Origin of the sequence: Desulfosporosinus acidiphilus SJ4, assembly GCF_000255115.2 — a bacterium.
Taxonomy (GTDB): domain Bacteria; phylum Bacillota; class Desulfitobacteriia; order Desulfitobacteriales; family Desulfitobacteriaceae; genus Desulfosporosinus; species Desulfosporosinus acidiphilus.
The window spans coordinates 2425468-2445566 of record NC_018068.1; the positions used below are offsets into that span (position 1 = coordinate 2425468).

General features: G+C 40.2%; 16 protein-coding genes. 15 read left to right on the forward strand and 1 reads right to left on the reverse strand.

Going from position 1 to position 20099, the window contains the following annotated elements; translation table 11 throughout:
• Positions 1-20 precede the first annotated feature (20 nt).
• From DESACI_RS11125 to DESACI_RS11150, 6 genes are all read left to right on the forward strand, one after another.
• Complete coding sequence (locus DESACI_RS11125; protein ID WP_014827295.1) at positions 21-1775, forward strand: acyl-CoA dehydrogenase family protein; 1755 nt, start codon at positions 21-23, stop codon at positions 1773-1775.
• Between the two features lie 390 nt (positions 1776-2165).
• Positions 2166-3023 carry a 3-hydroxyacyl-CoA dehydrogenase family protein gene (locus tag DESACI_RS11130; RefSeq protein ID WP_014827296.1) on the forward strand — a complete coding sequence of 286 codons (858 nt, stop codon included), beginning with the start codon at positions 2166-2168 and terminating at the stop codon, positions 3021-3023.
• A gap of 49 nt (positions 3024-3072) precedes the next feature.
• Complete coding sequence (locus tag DESACI_RS11135; protein ID WP_014827297.1) at positions 3073-3855, forward strand: enoyl-CoA hydratase/isomerase family protein; 783 nt, start codon at positions 3073-3075, stop codon at positions 3853-3855.
• Between the two features lie 70 nt (positions 3856-3925).
• Positions 3926-5119 (forward strand): thiolase family protein, encoded by a 1194-nt coding sequence (locus tag DESACI_RS11140; RefSeq protein ID WP_014827298.1) that lies wholly within the window; start codon positions 3926-3928, stop codon positions 5117-5119.
• A 316-nt stretch (positions 5120-5435) separates the two neighbouring features.
• Positions 5436-6878, forward strand: a complete 1443-nt coding sequence (locus tag DESACI_RS11145; protein WP_014827299.1) for a sigma-54 interaction domain-containing protein — start codon at positions 5436-5438, stop codon at positions 6876-6878.
• A 330-nt stretch (positions 6879-7208) separates the two neighbouring features.
• Complete coding sequence (locus tag DESACI_RS11150) at positions 7209-7622, forward strand: PaaI family thioesterase (protein WP_014827300.1); 414 nt, start codon at positions 7209-7211, stop codon at positions 7620-7622.
• 32 nt (positions 7623-7654) lie between these two features.
• On the opposite strand, the gene DESACI_RS11155 is transcribed toward DESACI_RS11150, so the two are convergent.
• Positions 7655-8881, reverse strand: coding sequence for an aminopeptidase (locus tag DESACI_RS11155; protein ID WP_014827301.1), 1227 nt, complete (start codon positions 8879-8881; stop codon positions 7655-7657).
• A gap of 359 nt (positions 8882-9240) precedes the next feature.
• Here DESACI_RS11155 and DESACI_RS11160 point away from each other — a divergent pair, with 359 nt between their 5' ends.
• The 9 genes from DESACI_RS11160 to DESACI_RS11200 all read left to right on the forward strand — a co-directional run bounded on the left by DESACI_RS11160 (position 9241) and on the right by DESACI_RS11200 (position 20077).
• Positions 9241-9588 (forward strand): cupin domain-containing protein, encoded by a 348-nt coding sequence (locus tag DESACI_RS11160; RefSeq protein WP_014827302.1) that lies wholly within the window; start codon positions 9241-9243, stop codon positions 9586-9588.
• 471 nt (positions 9589-10059) lie between these two features.
• Entirely contained in the window at positions 10060-11448 is a 1389-nt protein-coding gene (locus DESACI_RS25775) for a TerD family protein (protein ID WP_014827303.1), read from the forward strand.
• 98 nt (positions 11449-11546) lie between these two features.
• Positions 11547-11954: a TIGR02328 family protein gene (locus DESACI_RS11170; protein ID WP_014827304.1), complete on the forward strand. Its 408-nt coding sequence runs from the start codon at positions 11547-11549 to the stop codon at positions 11952-11954.
• 108 nt (positions 11955-12062) lie between these two features.
• Complete coding sequence (locus DESACI_RS11175; protein ID WP_014827305.1) at positions 12063-13025, forward strand: DMT family transporter; 963 nt, start codon at positions 12063-12065, stop codon at positions 13023-13025.
• A gap of 79 nt (positions 13026-13104) precedes the next feature.
• On the forward strand, positions 13105-13443 hold the full coding sequence (locus tag DESACI_RS11180) for an arsenate reductase family protein (RefSeq protein WP_014827306.1): 339 nt from the start codon (positions 13105-13107) through the stop codon (positions 13441-13443).
• A gap of 35 nt (positions 13444-13478) precedes the next feature.
• The gene (locus DESACI_RS11185) at positions 13479-15950 is read left to right on the forward strand and encodes a YceG family protein (RefSeq protein WP_014827307.1); all 2472 of its coding nucleotides are present in this window, start codon (positions 13479-13481) and stop codon (positions 15948-15950) included.
• A gap of 119 nt (positions 15951-16069) precedes the next feature.
• Positions 16070-17194 (forward strand): toxic anion resistance protein, encoded by a 1125-nt coding sequence (locus DESACI_RS11190; RefSeq protein ID WP_014827308.1) that lies wholly within the window; start codon positions 16070-16072, stop codon positions 17192-17194.
• 411 nt (positions 17195-17605) lie between these two features.
• A complete protein-coding gene (locus tag DESACI_RS11195; protein WP_014827309.1) occupies positions 17606-18046 on the forward strand; it encodes a MarR family winged helix-turn-helix transcriptional regulator in 441 nt (146 codons plus the stop codon).
• A gap of 21 nt (positions 18047-18067) precedes the next feature.
• Positions 18068-20077, forward strand: a complete 2010-nt coding sequence (locus DESACI_RS11200; protein ID WP_014827310.1) for an oxidoreductase — start codon at positions 18068-18070, stop codon at positions 20075-20077.
• Positions 20078-20099 lie beyond the last annotated feature (22 nt).

The window sequence follows — 20099 nt, forward strand, 5'->3', positions numbered from 1 at the left end:
TTATAAGGAGAGTGAGTTAAATGAGCAATTTACCAAAAGGCGGTAGTTTTCTTTTCGAGGAAACAAATCCCCAAGATATATTTACCCCCGAAGATTTCACTTTGGAACATAAAATGATATACAGGACAGCAGCCGGTTTTGTTACGGATAATGTCTTAGCGAGAATGGAAGAACTTGAAGCGAAAAAAGAAGGTCTTAATAGGGAACTTCTCAAGGCTGCCGGGGACTTAGGACTTAACGGTGCCGATATAGCAGAGGACTATGGCGGCACTGAAATGGATAAAATTAGTACAACTATTATTGCCGAATGTATGGGGCGAGCAGGTTCTTTCGCTATGACCCAAGGTGGACAAACGGGGATTGGAAGCATGCCTATCGTTATGTTCGGCACTCATGAACAAAAGAAAAAATATTTGCCGGGAATAGCCACCGGTGATCTTATTGGAGCTTATGCTTTGACGGAACCGGGGGCGGGGTCGGATGCTATGTCGGCCAAAACAAGGGCTGATTTAAGTCCTGATGGCAAGTATTATATTCTGAACGGAACAAAGCAGTTTATTACAAATTCGGCGATGGCTGATATATTTATTGTTTACGCGAAAATTGATGGAGATAAGTTTTCGGCCTTTATTGTTGACGGAGATTCCAAGGGGTTATCGACCGGGGCTGAAGAGAAGAAAATGGGCATAAAAGGCTCTTCAACTAGGCCCTTGATCCTTGAAGACGTCCATGTTCCCGCAGAAAACTTACTATTTGAAGGGGGACGGGGTCATGTCGTAGCTTTTAATATTTTGAACTTAGGACGCTATAAACTTGCGGCCAATTCGGTAGGCAATGCTAAATATGCCCTTGAATTAGCAGCCTCCTATGCTAATGAACGTAAGCAATTTGGGACCCCTATCGCTAACTTTGGCTTGATTAAAGAAAAATTGGCTGAAATGGCTATCAAAGTTTACGTGACGGAAAGCATGGTTTATCGAACTGGTGGTCTTCTGGAAAACATGATGAACAGCTTAGATACTTCTGGCGAAGACGGAGGACGGGTTGCTGCCAAAGGGATTGAGGAGTATGCGTTAGAATGTTCAATGAATAAGGTGTTCGCTACTGAAGCTTTAGCATACGTTGTTGATGAAGGAGTCCAAATTCACGGCGGTTACGGATTCAGTTCTGAATATACTATCGAACGACTCTATAGAGACGCACGAATTTATAGGATTTTTGAAGGAACTAATGAAATAAACAGAGTATTAATCCCCACAACACTTTTGCGCCGTGCAGATAAGGGGGATATACCCCTTCAAGAGACCGTTGACCAGCTGTTGAAAAAAATAGAATCCGGAAGTATCGTCAGAGAAGGGGAAGCGGGAATGGTGCAGGCAGCGAAGGACATCTTTCTCCTGATATTTGGCAGCGCTCTTCAGAAGTATGGAAAAGCGCTGTCGAAACAGCAAGAACTATTGGGCAGATTAGCAGATATGGGAATTCAAGTATTTGCTCTTGAAAGCGCATGGCTTAGAGCTCAAAAATCTCTGCTTAACGAGGGCGAGGAGCAGGCTAAGCTGAAACTAACCATGGCGAGGGCTTTCCTTAATTCTAGCCTTGGACATTTAGAGTATCTTGCTAAAGAAACATTGGCTGCCCTTGTTAATGGAAAGGATTTAGAAAATCTGCTGAATAATTTACAAAAAGTAACAAACCACAAACTTCAAAACATAATCGCATTAAGGCAGGAGATTGCTGCCGCTATTTCAGAAAACGGAAAATATATTGTTTAACTAATGTTTCTGATTAATCAGTAATGGCTTATCGATTTATTAAGCCTTCCGGGGAATGAATGATATTCCATTGGAAGGTTATTTTTTTCTAAATGATTCGTCTGAAAAATTCCTTTACAAGGTTAGGAAAAATATTTTACATTTTATGATTTAAGTCTGGCCAATATTGTCTCTATTTTGCAGCAGTACTGTGATAACCGGTCCTAAATTATTTGGCATGGTAATTGCAACATATACCTATTGACGTTAGGAAACTGCGAAATAGCTGGATGTGCCATGGCTTATTGCAAATTAAGCTGAGCAAAGAAAGGATCATGTTAGAAGGGAGATGAAAGAAAAAAATATCTATTTAATAGGAAGTAATTTTTTAGAATAGGGAGGTAAGGGGAAATGACAATTAAAAAAATCGGTGTTTTAGGTGCCGGATCTATGGGTGGTGGAATTGCTCATCTGGCTGCTGTCAAAGGTTTTGAAATTGTGCTCTGTGATGTTGATCAGAAATTTGTAGACGGTGCAGTTAAGCGAATGTCCGGGTTCATGGATAAGAGCATCGCAAAACAGAAAATGACAATGGAAGAAAAGGAAGAAGTACTCAAGAGAATAACTTTGACAACCCAAATGGAAGATTTAGCGTCTGTCGACTTAGTGATCGAGGCTATTTTTGAGGACTTAGAGGTAAAAAAGAACGCTTTTCAAAAACTCGATGCCATTTGTCCTCCGGAAACTATTTTTAGCTCAAATACATCATCTATGTCCATAACTACTCTGGCATCTGCAACTTCCCGTCCGGATAAAGTAGTTGGCATGCACTTCTTTAACCCACCTTTAATTATGCGCTTGGTAGAAGTTATAAGAGGATATTATACCAGCGATGAGACAGTAAAATTAGCATCCGATGCAGCTCTGGCTATGGGCAAAACTCCGGTTGTCGTCAAGAAAGATACCCCAGGATTTATCGTGAATCGGATCATGATGCCGCAGTTTCTGGAAGCTATTCGAATTGTTGAAGAAGGTATTGCTTCTCCGGCAGATATTGATACCGCTGTAAAATTGGGTCTGAACTATCCCATGGGGCCTTTCGAACTTATGGATTTTACCGGTGTTGAAATTTCCGTTCATGTTGGAGATTACTTATTCAATGAATCCAAGGACATGAAATGGAATCCTCCACAAGCCATAAAAGCCCTGGTTCGCGCCGGACGACTCGGTAAGAAGACTGGCGGCGGCTGGTTCGATTATGATATATAGCCTCTAAGTACCTTAGTTTCAGTATTTTTGAATTCAGGAGGAAGCTGTTATGGCTGAGAATACTGTTGTTGAACTGACAATTTCCGAAGGTGTGGGAGTTATTACAATTAATAATCCTCCGGTTAACGCTCTTACTTTGGAGGTTAGATCACAATTAAAAAGAATATTGCAAGAGGTTGAAGGAAACAAAGAAATAAGGGCTTTGATAATTACAGGCTATGGTTCAAAATGTTTTGTTGCCGGCGCTGATATTAAGGATTTTCCCAAGCAAATGGAGACAGGTCCCCGGGAAAATGCAACGATCTATAAAGAAATGTTTACCTTTCTTGAAGAAACACCTCAGCCTGTTATTGCAGCCTTAAACGGTTTGGCTTTAGGCGGTGGATGCGAACTGGCTTTAGCCTGTGATCTAAGAATTGCTGATGAAAAAGCCAAACTGGGCTTGCCGGAAGTAACCTTAGGTCTCATACCTGGACTCGGGGGGACTCAAAGACTGGCAAAGTTGGTAGGGCCGGCAAAAGCAAAGGAACTATTGTTTACAGGAAAAGTAATTTCGGCGAGAGAAGCCCTGGACATCGGTTTAATAAATCAAATCGTACCACAGGGTACTGTTTTAGAAGAAGCTCTGAAACTTGCCAAACAATTGGCCAAGGGCGCCGGGGTGGCAATATCTTATGCTAAATACCTTGTCAATAAGGGAATTGAGCTTTCATTAGAGGACGGTATGGAAATTGAAATGCAATATGTGGAAAAGATCTTCCTAACGCAAGATCTTCAGGAAGGCCTGGAAGCATTTATCAATAAGCGTCCGGCAGTATTTAGAAACTGCTAATATCTTGAAAAACAGAAGATTTGGTTTTATCGCTTTCTAAAGGTCTGATGGCAATTAAGGAGGTTATAAAATGTATAACAAAGCTTTCATTCCCTATGGAGGTTACTATAGTACCCCTTTTGCTCGTTGGCAAGGCAGTCTCCAGAATGAGAATTCCGTTGAATTAGCTGCCTCAACGGCTAAAAGGTGGTTCGAAAATCAAAAAATTGACCCAAAAATTTTCGAATACCTAGTGTTTGGTAAAACGATCGGCCAACTTCATTCCTTCTATGCTGCTCCTTGGGCAGCAGCTCTTATGGGCGCTCCAGATATTCCCGGCGTCCATATTCCCCAGGCATGTTCAACATCTACAACGTCCATTAATCTTGCAGCGGCATCCATTGAGACGGGTCTTTATGATACAGCATTTTGTTTGCTCACGGATCGCTGTTCCAACGGACCATTTACAATCTGGCCTAATCCCATGGGACCTGGAGGAGAAGTTGTAAAAGAAAGCTGGATGATGGATAATTTCGCTAAAGACCCCTGGGCCGGCGCTGCAATGATCCAAACTGCCGAAAATGTTGTGAATAAGGCCGGTGGGATAACTAAAGAAGATGTTGATAGTGTTACCTTGAGACGATATGAACAGTATCAGGATTCCCTGGCTAATGATCGTGAATTTCAAAAACGCTACATGATTCCTGTCGAATATAAAATTAACAAAAAGAAGATTGGAGTTTTGGAAGCAGATGAAGGGGTAACTCCCACAACACGTGAAGGTTTGAGCAAATTAAAACCTGTAATTCCCGGTGGGGTTCTCTCCTTTGGAGCGCAAACCTATCCGGCAGACGGAAATTGTGGTGTTATCGTCACATCTCAAGAAAAGGCTCAAAATTTAAGTAAAGATAAAGCCATTCAAATTCAGGTACTCTCCTATGGATTTGCCCGTGCGGAAAAGGCTCATATGGCCATGGCACCGGTCCCGGCTGCCAGAATGGCACTGGAAAAAGCGGGAATAACCGTTAAAGATGTAAAAGCTATTAAAACTCACAGCCCTTTCACTGCAAATGATCTTTATATGGCTCATGAAATGGATATTGATGTTATGACCATCAATAATTATGGTTGTTCACTTATTTATGGTCATCCGCAAGGTCCCACCGCCGCAAGAGCAATTATTGAAATGATCGAAGAACTTACGATTCTAGGTGGCGGATATGGACTATTTACAGGATGTGCAGCAGGCGATACTGGTGCGGCTCTTGTAATTAAAGTTTTTTAAAGGTTAGTCGATAACCTTAATAATATAGTTGTTCTTAAGATTTTGGTAAGCATGTATAGAACCAACGTAAGTCTATTTTATGATTGGTTCTATTTTTTCGTGGAAGACAGATAGTAAAAATTATCAATTCGGGCTAGGAAGGTTATTGATGAGAGTGTGTCGAATGGATAATAATGTAAGTGTTATATAATTTTATAGCGTTAATTTTCCTTCTATACAAATCAATTCCTGAATGTGCTGTTTTCAATAACAATTAACCTTTCTTCGACCCAAATTATCGTTTCAGCTTAGTTTATTTAATGAGAAGGTGATAATAGTGGTCTCAGAAAATCCTAATTTTAATCCGCAGAAAGCCATATCAACGGAATTCAATAAAACCGTTGGACAGCATTTTTTACAACAGATCATAGATAATTCATATGACTCCATGTTTGTAACCGATAATTTAGGTAATGTACTTTTAGCTAATAAAGGGACTGGCAAGTTTATGGGGTTAACGACTGGTGAATTAGTAGGAAAAAATGTGAAAGACTTCGTTAAAAATGGAGTTTACGATTGGTCTCCTACAATGCAGGCTATAAAAACACGTTCCATTGTTTCAGGAATTGTGAGAAATAATCAGGGAGAACAACAAGTGGTAACCAGCAAACCACTGATGGATGAATTTAACGATATTGTTATGGTTATAACGAACGCTCGTGATACAGATGTCGTCAATCAATATATAGAAGCTTTAGAAAAGGAACGAACGACGGCTCACATCTACAAAACTGCTGTCAAGTATCTAAGTGACACCGATGGTGGAAATAAGGAAATTGTGGCAGAAAGTAAGCAAATGCGGCAGATTATAAGAACAAGTAACTTTATTGCTAAAACAGATAGCACGGTTATGCTCCTTGGCGAAACAGGAACCGGAAAAGAAGTTATGGCAAGACACATCCATAGAAACAGTCATCGCTCAAAAGAACCGTTTATCCCAGTTAACTGTGCCGCGATTCCCCATGAATTACTGGAATCGGAGTTTTTTGGTTATGTACGCGGAGCATTTTCGGGTGCAAATCCTCAGGGAAAACCTGGTTTGTTTGAAATTGCCAATAACGGTACGTTATTTTTAGATGAAATTGCCGAATTGCCTCTATCAATGCAGTCCAAGATGTTAAGAGTCTTAGAATCGGGAGAGGCGAAACGCTTGGGTGACACATCCGCCTATAGAGCTAATGTTCGATTTATTGCCGCAACTAATCGAGACTTAAAGACTATGATTAACCAAAAGTTGTTTAGAAGTGACTTGTATTACCGACTGAATGTAATTCCCATAAATTTGCCGCCTCTCAAAGAAAGGCCTGAAGATATTTTAGCTTTAGCCAATAAATTTCTTGAGGACTTAAATCGAAAATATGCTTTGCAAAAAATTCTCTCAAAGACAGCGACGCAGGCCTTATATAACTATAATTGGCCGGGAAATGTCCGAGAACTGCGCAATGTTATTGAAAGATTGTTTATAACTTCCGTAGGGGATCTATTGAACTTCCAAGAAGACTTTTTTATTAACAGCATCTCGCGATCTGATCCACCTACGGAAAAGTATCCACCGGAAAAAAATAAGTTTTATGAAGGTACCCTGAAAGAGGTGATTAAAGCTGTTGAAGAGGGATACATAAACCAAGTACTAACCGAATGCAGCGGTCGGGTTGGCGAAGCTGCTAAAAAATTAGGAATTCATCGTTCGATATTATACCGGAAAAAGAATAATAAATAGGGTTAAATTCCTGGAATTAAAAGAGTGTTATCCAAGGTTTAAAGACAATGGATAACACTTATTTGCGTTAATAGGGCACTTATCTTTTCACTTTACAATCCTATTATAACTTGAAGGTTTAAAGTTAATAACATATAATAGTTTTATTCTACATAATTTCTAATTTTCTGTATTGGAGCTAAAAGTCTTTGGTTTACATTATGTTTTTATTCAATGAGTAATCTAAAAGGAAGTTAAGTTATTATTTTATAATTCTATGCTACGCTGCGTTCTCAGCAGGGCAGAACTTTTATTCTTTGCTGATAACTAAAATTTTAAGGGGGATTTACAGTGGAAGAGATCGCAAGTGTAAAAGGCACATTAATGGAAGCTTTGGGAATTAAGGTACTAGAGGTTACTCCAGAGAGAGTTGTAGCTACCATGCCAGTCTGTGATGCAACCAGACAACCGGCAAGAATGCTTCATGGCGGAGCCTCAGTAGCTTTAGCCGAAACAGCAGCCAGTGTAGGGACTTATAACTTAATCGATAAGGAGAATCAAATCACTGTGGGATTGGAGATAAATGCCAATCATATTCGAGGAAAAGCTGATGGTATAGTTACAGCTGTAGCGATTCCGCTTCATAAGGGCCGGACCACTATGGTCTGGGATATTAAAATTAAAGATGAAGAAGAGAACCTGATATGTGTTTCCAGATGTACTATGGCTATTGTTAATAAAAAACGTGCATCTCACGAAGGATAGAATATTTTTATTCTAAGAGAATTTAGCAGGGACTAAAAGGCGAAGTTTCCATTTTGAAAGACGGGAATCTCCTTATCCTCTTGCGTTACTCCTATAATTTCCAGGTCATTGGTTCCAATCATAAAGTCAACATGGATCAGGGAATCATTGACTCCCAATTTTGCTAATTCGTCCGGACTCATTTTTTCACTGTTTTTGATACACACGGGATAGGCCTTACCTAGCGCTAAATGACAAGACGCATTTTCGTCAAAAAGAGTGTTGTAAAATAGAATCTTTGAATTTGAAATGGGCGAGTCAAAGGGAACTAAAGCAACTTCACCAAGGTAATAAGCTCCTTCATCAGTTTCAATGAGATTCTTAAGAGTCTCGTATCCTTTTTGAGCACTGAAGTCAATAATTTTTCCATCCTTAAATGTAAATGAAAACTGTTCAATTAAATTTCCATTATAGTTTAAGGGCATTGAGCTGACAACCTTCCCATTAACTCCGTTTTTCTTAGGCAAAGTAAATACCTCTTCTGTGGGCATATTGGCAATAAACTCCAGGCCATCAGGTGTATAATCGGAGCCTGCGAGCCATTGGTGTTTCTGAGGAAGCGTTATCAATAAATCCGTTCCCAGTGAGTTTTTATAATGAAGGGACTTAAAGTTATGAGTATTTAAAAAGTCCATTCTTTTTTTGAGATTGTTTTTATGTTCATTCCATGATTTAATAGGATCTTCTGTGTTTACTCGTACCGTCATGAAAATTGTTTCCCATAATTTATTAATTGCTTCGTTGCTGGGCAGAGAGGGAAATACCTTTTTGGCCCAAGCTTCCGTTGGAATTGAAACTACGCTCCAAACATTTTGGTTGCTCATGAGCCGATCACGGTATTCTTTCAAAGCAGTACTACTTGCTTTTTGAGCGTTCATTATGCGCTCAGGTTTGACATTGCGCATTAACTCCGGATCGGATGCGGAGATCGTTAAAAAGGCAGCTCCCTGACGTACATACGTAAGATAAAAATCCCTCTGCCAATCAGGAAATTCTGCAAATATCTCTTCCGGACCTCCGAGATACCTAATTTTGGAGAAAAGCTCGTCTCGCCATTGGATTACAACATCACGTGCCCCTTCTTGGTACGCTGTTTGCGCTACCAGGCGTGTAAAAGGGGCGCATTCGATAGGGGAAAAAATAACTAAGGTTTGGTTTGGTTGAAGATTCAAGCCAGTTCTTACGATAAGCAATGCGTATTTTTCTAAACTATTTAGCATGTTAACAATCCTTCCTGTAAAACGTAAAATAAATTTAAGTTTAATGTTAATCTAGAGGGATGTTTTTTTTCTTATAAAATCGATAACTACAAGCGAAAGCTTATATAAATTATAACATAGATTTTTAGCAGAATTCTCCTCCTTAAGAATTTATGCCCATATGAGATCTCCGCTTCTATAAGCTGGGGTTACTCCTTCCATTTCTTCACTTCCTTGAGACTCTAAAAGAGTTTCGGGGACTTTTTAAAGACTATAGAATGTGGTCTAAAGTGAAGATTATTAAAAATATACATGACGTGTCTTGCTATTATTTAGTATGTGATATAATATCGTTGACTAACCAATAGGAGAGTGACAAAATGTTAAAACGTGGAGATTCCTTAAAAAAGGAAACAGTATTTGAACGCTTTGGCGGTAAAGGCGAACTACAAATTACGCATTTTCTTAATGTTGACGAATTTAATGGCAAGGGACGATTATTTGCCAGAAATATCCTGCTTCCGGGGGCTTCTCTTGGCCTTCATGAACATGTTGGGGATTTTGAAACTTATGTCATTCTCAGCGGAGAAGGACTCTTAAATGACAATGGGGAACAAAAACCTGTTAAACCCGGAGATGTCATCATAACTCGCTCGGGTGAAAAACATTCACTTGAAAATACCGGATCTCAGAACTTGGAATTCTTAGCGCTTGTACTATTCGATTAATTGGGTTTAATTTCAACGTTCGACTTGCGACGGATACTTATTTCTCTTAACTATTAGAAAGTATAATCTTCGATTGCAAGACGAGTTAATACGTGAGAAAACAGTGACACCGTGAGCGCCGGCTGATTTTTCTTTATAACCTTAAAATTTAATAGTTACTGGATACGCTCCAGCCAAGCTCGATAGGGATATTCTCTGCGAGCTTTTTTTATAAGATAAACTTAAACGCACCAAAGAAGTTATTTGTTTAACTAAGACATAGCGCCGCATAACTAGGTCATAACGACCCTGCTTAACTAGATTGTTAATTCTGGAGAAGATTTCAGGTAGGGATAATATTGTTGCTGTGGCGTAATGAGTGTGCTGACATAGAATAATTGGTGTTTGCATCTCCTTGGTTTAATATGGTAAACTTCATTTAATCTTGTCATCCTAACCACTTGTTATGAATTGGAAAGGTGGGAAACTCCAATGGCCGTGAGACTGAGTAAAGGTCAAAAGGTAGATTTGACTAAGAGTAATCCTAATTTACACGAGATAATTGTTGGATTGGGCTGGGCACCTAATAAATCGTCGAATAGTTATGATTATGATTTAGATGCATCGGCTTTTCTATTAGGCTCTAATGGTCTCGTCAATGACGAGCATGATTTTGTCTTCTATAATAATCCTTCGGGTGGTCAAGGCTCGGTAAAACATAGCGGAGACAATAAGAAAGGCTCTGGAGGCGGAGACGATGAACAGATCCGGATTAACCTCCAAGCTGTACCCGCATCCATTGAGCGAATTGCCTTTACGATAACGATCAATGATGCTCAATTAAAGAAACAAAGTTTTGGGGATATTCAAAGTTCCTACGTTCGGATTATTAATGCGACGACGAATGAATTACTGCTTAACTATGACCTTGGGCAGGACTTTTCAGTGGAAACGGCCATCGTAGCTGCTGAAATTTATCGTCACGCCGGGGAGTGGAAATTTCACGCCGTTGCAAGTGGTTTCCAAGGCGGTTTGGCAGCTCTTTGCCGGAATTTTGGCTTGGAAGTTGAAGAAGAACACCCCTCAACTGGAATGAATGGCTCTAACCGAAGGGATAGCTATCCGGATAATTATGAAAATAGAAGGGGTCTCAATTACGAAACGACAAACTTTAGATCACCGACTTACGAGCAAACAAACATGTCGTCTTATCAAGCGCCTCAGAGTTACGGATATGCTCAGAATCACGGGGGACTCGTTTGTCCTCGCTGCCATTCTACTCAGATCACGGGAGGAAAGAAAGGGTTTGGTCTGGGCAAAGCATTTGTCGGCGGCATGCTGCTGGGGCCTGTTGGGATATTAGCTGGTTTCATTGGAAGCAGAAACATGGAGTTTGTGTGCTTGAGCTGTCGGGAGCGATGGGATGCGGCGAGCAATAACAACACTGCTCAGTGGCTGCAGCAGCAGACCGAAACTGCCAGGAATGTTGTCAATAAGTATATGGGTAAAGACCTTACAGATGCTCTGGTTGCCGGGAGCGCACTGGTCGCTGCGGCGGACGGAGTTATAGAGCCTTCGGAAAGAGAAAAACTCATCGACTATTTCCGAACAAGTCCGGAAATGCGTGGTATAAATATTCGGGAAGTTGACAGCCGATTTAATGATTATGTACAAAGGATTAGAAATGATCGCATGTTAGGCAAAGCAGAGGCTTTAAGAGCCATTGGCAAAGTCGCCACTAAACCAGATGCTGCTCGCCTGGTTGTTCGTCTTTGCTGTGCTATCGGTTTTGCTGACGGTGAATTTTCTGCTGTCGAAAAAGATGTTGTCGTCGAAATATGCCGCGAGGTTCGCTTAGATCCCGGGGAATTTATTTATTAGGTGATAACGATTCATGTTCAGTTTGAGTTATTCGTGCTTGACACGGAGTGTAATTTCAATAGTTCAAGTTGTTCACAATCCAGGAAGGATGTTGTTACGTGCGTCTTTGGCATCAGGCTCTCTTACCATTATTGCCCAGGGCCCAAATCCTCGGTCAGCATCGTGAATGCTGCGCTTTACGGGGAAAGGGGTGGGGAAAAAAACATTCCACTGTCAATTATGTGTTTACGCATAGTTACAAAAAGCTTGTCGACTATCATTTTCTTGTTCTAAAGGAAATGGAACACCGGGGTTACACCCCTGATCCCAAATGGTATAGTCCTGAATATCGGGGAAAAAATATTGGGCCGTGGCCTAACCTGTTAATAAAGGAAGCGAGCCAATTAGACAATACAACTATCTTTCCGGAACACAACAAGGACTATTTAGAAGAATGTATCGCGAATCTCAGGCAAAAAGGGATAGACCTTAAAGTGCCTTTCCCTGGTGATTCTTGTTCTTCATGAAATTATGCTATACAATAATATTTATGAGTTCACTAAATTAAGGAATTTCAAAGATTTAAAAAGAAAGAACTATTTGGCAGTTTTTACAGAGTGATTGAGGGGGAAACTTTGAAGGCCATTTTTCTGGGAATACTAGCTTCATTCTTTTTTGCATTTACCTTTGTGCTTAACCGGGCAATGAACCTTTCGGGAGGCAGTTGGGTTTGGAGCGCAGTTCTTCGTTATGAATTTATGGTACCGCCGCTGCTCTTAATTGTTATTGTTCGAGGGAATATAAAAGCTTTACTTAAAGATATGGTTAGTAAATTTTGGTTATGGCTTGGTTGGAGCACCGTCGGTTTTGGACTATTTTATGCGCCCTTATGTTTTGCTGCCGCCTATGGTCCCGCTTGGTTAGTGGCAAGTATGTGGCAAATTACCATTGTTGCGGGCTCTTTGCTTGCCCCCCTCTTTTATGAAGTTGTTTCCACAGATAGTGGACCTCAAAAGATACGAGCAAAAGTTCCCATAAAAGGGCTATGGATATCTTTAATCATACTTGTTGGCGTCACTGTTATACAATTTCAGCAAATTCAGCATCTATCAGTCAAGGAAATCTTATTGGGAGTTTTGCCCGTAATTGTAGCTGCCTTTGCTTATCCCTTAGGAAATAGAAAAATGATGGAAGCTTGCGGAAGTGACTTGGATACCTATCAAAGAGTTCTTGGTATGACTTTGGCAAGCCTTCCGTTTTGGATAATAATGTCCGTTTTTGGATATTTGAATGTTGGCCTTCCCAGCTATCAACAAATTAATCAAGCTTTGATTGTAGCTCTATCCTCCGGAGTTATAGCTACAATTCTCTTTTTTACGGCCACAGATCTCAGTAAAGGAGACCTTCATAAACTAGCTGCCGTTGAGGCAACACAGTCCGGTGAAATAATTTTTTCCCTTTTAGGAGAGGTATTTATTTTAAGGGGAAACTATCCCGGTATCGTATCATTATTCGGCATTGGGCTTGTGATTCTTGGAATGACGCTTCACAGTTTTAGGTCGGGAGTGCCTAGAAAAACCCGTTCAGTGTCCTCATAAATTACTTGTTACAAGAAAGAGTATCAGTTTGCAGGAATTATGCCATAATTTAAGCAGATACTTTAAGGGGAATCATAAAATGAATGTACAAATCTTTGGAGTTAAAAAATGTTTTGACACCAAAAAGGCTGAGCGCTATTTTAAAGAGAGAAAAATCAGGTATCAATTCATCGATTTAACCCAATTTAGTTTAAGCAAAGGAGAATTACAAAGTGTTAAGTCTGCGCTTGGTCTAAATAATCTAATAAATTGTGACGCTAAAGAGTATAAATCTCTAAATATGGATAGAATTATATCTCCGCAAGGCAGAGAGGATCTACTGTTAAAAAATCCGAGTCTGTATAAAACCCCCATCGTGCGAAATGGGAAATTTGCGACGGTTGGGTACAAACCGGAGATATGGACAACCTGGGAATAGGTCGAGTGAAGTCTTGCTTTAAGAGGTGAGATAGAGTGGAGATATGTCAAGATGATCGAATGAGATTGCAGCAAATCGAGAAACTATTGCTCGAGATGATGACTCCCTTGAATGAACGAAGTGGGAGTAAAGTCTTTTTTTATCGAATTATAGGTTGCGACAAGCAAAATGAACTTTTAACTCATGCCAGTAGTTTGGAAAAGAAAATTAGATCTCTGGATGATTACATGATTTGGGATACAGTCATTCCCTTGAGTAATGACCAGAAGCTTATTGAAAAGATTAAAAAAGTTTTGGATCCTGTCTCCCTTAAAGATTACAATAATGGGGCCCTTCTTAATGTCCTGGAAGGAAAAAGCTTTTTCTCGATTGTGCCGGATGCTATGGGGCTTCAAAGGATAAGAGAAGCATTTGCTATTGTTCTTAATTTATATATGCTTAATGATCAACCCAAGAACATTAATATTGCCATAAATTTTGTTACTAAAATGCTTCTTTGGTTCTCGGATTTTGGCAAACTATGCTCTGGAAAAAGCCTGTTTAACCCGAAGATCTTTTACTGGGGAAGTCCAAAGACCCATGAGGTATATTTTCTCATCGTGATGTTCTTACTCGGCTGCGATGTCTTAGTGATCAATACGGCCCATGATGACAGGTTTGAAAAAGTCGATCAAGAAAATCATTTCTGTCAGGAGCTAAGGCTGTCTGAAGAACTACCTGTTACCCCCTTTTTAACGAGAAAGACAAGCACGGAACCTGTTAAAAAAGATAGCACAGCTGTCCAACTTAAAACTACGGGAGTTAAGAAATCTTTAAATATCATCTCTAAAATTGCAGCCGAACCGTCTATTGTTGTAAAATTGAAATCATCAGATAACCCTTTTGCAGATGTCCTTATTCCTTTATCGAAGCGCAGCGGATATAGTTCAGGACAGTTCCCAATTTTACCCGCCTTATTTGTGCGTTATATCGGAGTATCTGTCTCAAGTGATGATTGGGAGGCGGAATATTATAATAACCTTTATAACTTAGATCGAACACTGCAATATTCAGGTCACTATCTAAGATTTGAAGACGGAGTTCCCGCCCCAACTCCGGCGGAAAGTTCATTAATCCCGGAGGAGTTTGCCCATATTACCTTTGAGAATAGAGAGGATCTTTTAGAAACTATTCTTAAGGCTCATATCTTGCCGCAGATTAATGTTCCGGTCTTCAATAACACGATTAAACAATCATTTGTTGATACTGTGACCTTATTCTCGGAAAGACAGCCGCATCTCACGCCTTCGATTCTCTTAAACTTTTCTTTGAAGCTGGTTGTCTGGATTAATCGCTATATACCAAGGCTTTTAGCGAAAGGAAACTCCACGTTATATAACGGGGAGGGAGATATATTTAATGACTCTTGCTTTAAAATTCTTTTTTACGGCTCTATTAAACTCCATGAAGTTTATTTGTTGATTTTTTTCCATAGGGTAGGAAGTGATGTACTCTTTGTTCACCCTGAGTTAGAGGGCGATACTGCCTTTGCAAGTATCGATGATAAATGTACATTGACTCAACTGATAAAGAATTCAACGGGTATGTCCGTATCACCTTTTCCTCTTGGCGAACGATTAATACGTAAAAGTACGATTGCTTATAATGCTTCCAGAGAAATTGAAGAAGTAATCTATAGCGAAGATGTTGGTTTGTACAAACCTTGGCAATTCGAACATTACCTGACACAACCGATTACGCTAAAGACGACTTATGATGAACTGAAGATCCTTTGGTCAGAACCTGCCAAAATTAGGGCAGAATTCAAAGTCCAAAATAAAAAAGTCTATGTGCCCAATCTGTTTGCCAAGATTAATGGTGTTACTGAAGATTTGACCTCCTTTTGGCAAGATATAAAAAGCTTTTCGCTGGCTCCGAATACCTTAATGATCAAAGTCTTACCATTCAGCAAAGTTAATTATACAAGACAAGAGCTCTACCAAGCTGATTATTTATTTAATGAAGAGGGTTATGTTGATGAAGAAAAGGTTATAAAGAGTCAACATTATAAATTTGGGTATTTGAGAACTTCTTTGCAGCAGTTTATTATTGCCAAAATTAATGAACTGTTATTTTCAAATATGCTTTTATTGCAAATTGATGAGCGTATGAAGTTAAAGATTTTGATGACAATCTTAACAATGGATGATTCTCTGATAAAACTTATAGAAACGTTTGATTTTCCTCAAGAAATTCCTAAAATTATAGTTTATGATCGTAATAAGGAAAGTTTTTCGGAATTTGATGCTATCACCTTAGCTTTTTTAAATCTCGTGGGATTAGATATTCTCATCTTAACTCCTACAAAGTATAATACCCTTGAACAATTGATTAAACCGAACCTTTTCGATGTGTTTCAGTTGCCGGTAGTGAAATACGACCTTAATCTTCCCGAACTTCAATACATCGCTTCTTCAGGTCATAAACAGAGTTTCTTATCAAGATTTTTCAATAATGACAAGTCATGAGTCAAAGATCAAAGGTGTGAATATCATGAAATTGCCATGATACTTACTATATTGACGGAAATGATAACTGATTCTCAAAACATGCTAAATTAATGAGCTAGGAAAGGGGTTTGAATACGATGGAAATACAAGGCTTCACAACCACATTGACTGAAGACAAAAGTTTAGTCCCGGCACCTATTCCTGAGTTTAATGTTGAACAAACAAAAAATGAAATCATGACTAAAGTAAAGGAAAGCCCGGAAGTACGCAGTATTGTTCGCCAGATAAACATTGAGGATGTAAGTTCAATTATGACCTTTGGCAAGAATACATCTGAAGAAGTTTCAAGATTTGCAGATGCTATCTTACATTCCATGCAGACAACTAAGGTTGAGGATTCGGGAGAGCTCTTGCTTCAATTAAATAAAATCATGGACAAGTTTGATATTAAGGACTTCGAAGAAAAGTCACCGGGATTTTTGTCAAAAGTGTTTTCTAAAGCTAAAAATTCCGTCGAAGCTTTGTTCCATAAATATAACTCCATGGGAGATGAGGTGGATAAAGTCTTTGTAACGTTAAAACAATACGAAGCAGAGATCAATACTGCCAATAAACATTTAGAGGACATGTTTATTAGAAATACAGAGTATTATGAACAGTTAGGGCAATATATTTATGCCGGACAAGTAGTTTTGGAAGAGCTGAAAAATAATATCATTCCTGCTGCGCAAGCAACAGCCAATCAAACAGGTAACCAGCTTGACCAAATTAAAGTCAATAATTTATTGCAAGTTCAAGAGATTATAGAGCAGAGGATTTATGATTTGCAATTGGCTGAAAATGTTGCCGTACAAAGTATGCCAACCATTAAATCTATAGAGTATGGTAATTACAATCTCATCCGTAAGATAAACTCGGCGTTTGTTATTACGATGCCGATATTTAAACAATGTTTAGTTCAGGCAATTATGTTAAAGCGACAATCTGTTCAAGCTAAAGCTATGAGTGCCCTGGATGAAAAGACCAATGAACTCCTGCTCCGCAATGCGGAAAATACGGCTTTGCAATCTAAAATGGTGGCAAAACTGGCTTCGGGGAGTGCCGTTAGTATAGAGACCTTAGAAAAATCCTGGCAAACCATTGTTCGAGGAATTGAAGAAACGAAAGCTATCCAAGATGAAATGCGTCAAAAGCGTATCGATGGAACAAAACGCTTAGAAGTACTAAAACAAGAATTTATTAATCGGGGGATAATCCGCTAACTTATAGTTAGGAGTCATGCCTTTGGTACAGACGGATTGCTTATTATACATTTTGCCCCAAGGTTTAGATTTAGCTGAACGACTTCTCTTGAAAAGAAAGACGTAAGTAAATATCTTCTAATCAGTATGGAAAAAACGGGCCTAGCGGCCTGTTTTTTTTCATATTGTCAGATCTCTATTCCCCTAAGAGGTACCACAAATCAGAGAAGGATAGGAATGGTAATCTCGGGGGTTATACATTTTGCAACATCTCCTTCACGATCGAATTATGTCCGAAAATCGAAGTCCTATTATAATATTTAGAATAATCAATTAAAATATTGTAAGTTAGATAAAAGCAAGCTATACTAAGATCATAATTCATTTGTATACAATTAATTAATATACAAACAAAATAGGGGGGTGTTGTTTATGACAGAATTGGTCTCCGATAATTCAAGCGGTCCTTCCAAATACGTCTGTTATAGGCTTAGTCGAGTCATGAGAAAGATTTATCGTTTTTATGAAAGCAATCTTTCTCCTTTCGGAATAACCCCGTCACAGTTTTATGTCTTGATCGTTGTTTGGGAGAATGACGGACTTAAGTTTAAGGATTTAGCCAAACGTCTGGAAATGGATGGTTCGACTCTGACTTCCATCTTGGATCGCATGGAAAGGCAAGACCTTGTGGAAAGGAGGGACGATCCTGAAGACAGGCGCTCGCTCTTAGTTTTTTTAAAAGAAAAGGCTCGTGAGAACATTTTAGAAATTACCAATCTGGCAGAAAAAATGGATCAACAGATAAAAGGGCGGTTTTCCAACGAGGACTATGCTATTTTCGAAAATGTCCTGGAAAGGCTTTTTCAGGACTAAAGTAAAAGGAGGTTATTTGAGATGTCCCTCTTGTTTTCTCCTGCCCGAATCGGAACTCTTCAATTATCTAATCGTCTAGTCATGACTCCAATGCATTTGGGGTACAGCCCCGATGGTGAAGTGACTGAACGGCTGATCGAGTATTATCGGAGTCGTGCCCGTGGTGGCGTTGGGCTTATCATTGTCGGCGGCTGTGGTATTGATAAGATCGGGAACGCCTTTGGGATGACTCAACTTGATGACGATCGTTACATACCTGGATTGCGCCAGTTAGTCGATGCTGTCCATGAAGAAGGGGCAAAAATTGTGCCTCAGCTTTACCAAGCAGGACGATATGCTCATTCCGCGCATACCGGTCAGCCTTCCGTTGCTCCTTCTCCGATACCATCCCGGTTAACCGGCCAGGTTCCTCAAGAACTTTCCCAGGAGAAAATATCCGAGATCATTGCCTCTTATGTCAGCGCGGCTAAACGCGCACAGAAAGCAGGTTTTGACGGGGTTGAAATATTGGCCAGTGCCGGTTACCTGATATCACAGTTTCTTTCTCCTCTAACCAATCAGCGCACAGATCGCTATGGCGGGGACCTTCAGGCTCGGATGACCTTCGGTTTAGAAGTCGTTGATGCTGTACGCAGTGCTGTTGGTCCGGATTATCCTATCATTGTTCGGGTCGCAGGGAATGACTTTATGCCTGGCAGTCATACCAATACCGAGTCCAGGGCCTTTTGTCAGGCCTTGGAAAAGGCTGGAGTAAATGCCCTCAATGTCACTGGCGGCTGGCATGAAACACCGGTGCCTCAACTCACCATGAATGTTCCTCCCGGAGCCTTTGCATACTTAGCTTCCGGAATTAAGCACGCTGTCTCGATTCCTGTCATCGCTTGCAACCGCATTAATACTCCGGAACTTGCTGAGAGGATCCTGCAAGAGGGAAAAGCGGATTTCATTGGCATGGCCCGTCAGCTTATGGCTGATCCGGATCTTCCCAAGAAAGCCATGCAGGGCAGGACCGAAACAATCCGTCCCTGCATCGGCTGCAATCAGGGCTGCCTTGATAATGTGTTCCGTTTAAAACCTGTTGCCTGTTTAGTTAATGCTGAAGCCGGACGTGAAGCAGAGTTAGGGGGATTGATTCCGACTTCAAGCCCCCAAAAATTACTTGTGATCGGAGCCGGGGCTGCCGGATTAGAATATGCCCGAGTCTCAAGTTTACGCGGACATCATGTCACAGTCTGGGAAGAAACCCGTGAACCGGGAGGACAATTGAGCTTGGCAGCTGCCCCACCGGGACGTAAAGATTTCCTTTATCTTGGCAAATATTTAGAAACAGTCTGCCTGCAGCAGGGTGTAAGAATTACTTATGATGTAAAGGCAACTCCGGAAAAGATCATGGAAGAAATCAATAAAGGAACCTTCGACAAAGTCATTATTGCCACGGGGTCTTGTCCAATAAGTCCCTCGATACCGAATCGCGGAAATATGAAGATTCTTCAGGCATGGGATGTCTTGGCGGGTGTCGAGACTTCCGGACAAAACATTATTATCGTTGGCGGCGGAGCAGTTGGCGTGGAAACGGCTCTATATTTAGCGGAAGCAAGAACTCTGGACAGTGAGACGCTGCGTTTTCTGATGCTGCAGCATGCGGAGTCTGATAAAGAACTCTATCACTTGCTGACTCAAAGTAACAGGAAAATAACTATATTAGAGATGGCTAAGGGAATCGGCAGAGATATCGGCCCAAGTACTCGCTGGTCAATGTTAGCCGATTTAAAACGTTATGGTGTTAAAGCTCTGGATCAAACAAAGGTTTTAGAGATAACTGCCGATGGAGTTATCGCAGAAAGTGCAGGAATACAAAATTTAATTCCGGCAGATACCGTAATTTTTGCTGTAGGTTCACGATCGCAAAATGAGCTTTATCTCGCTTTGAAAGGAAAGATCGAAAACTTGAAGCTGATCGGTGATGCGGTAAATCCACGTAAAGCTTTAGATGCTATTCATAACGCCTATGAGGAAGCTAGAACTGAGTGAACCCGTTGAGCGGATAGATTGG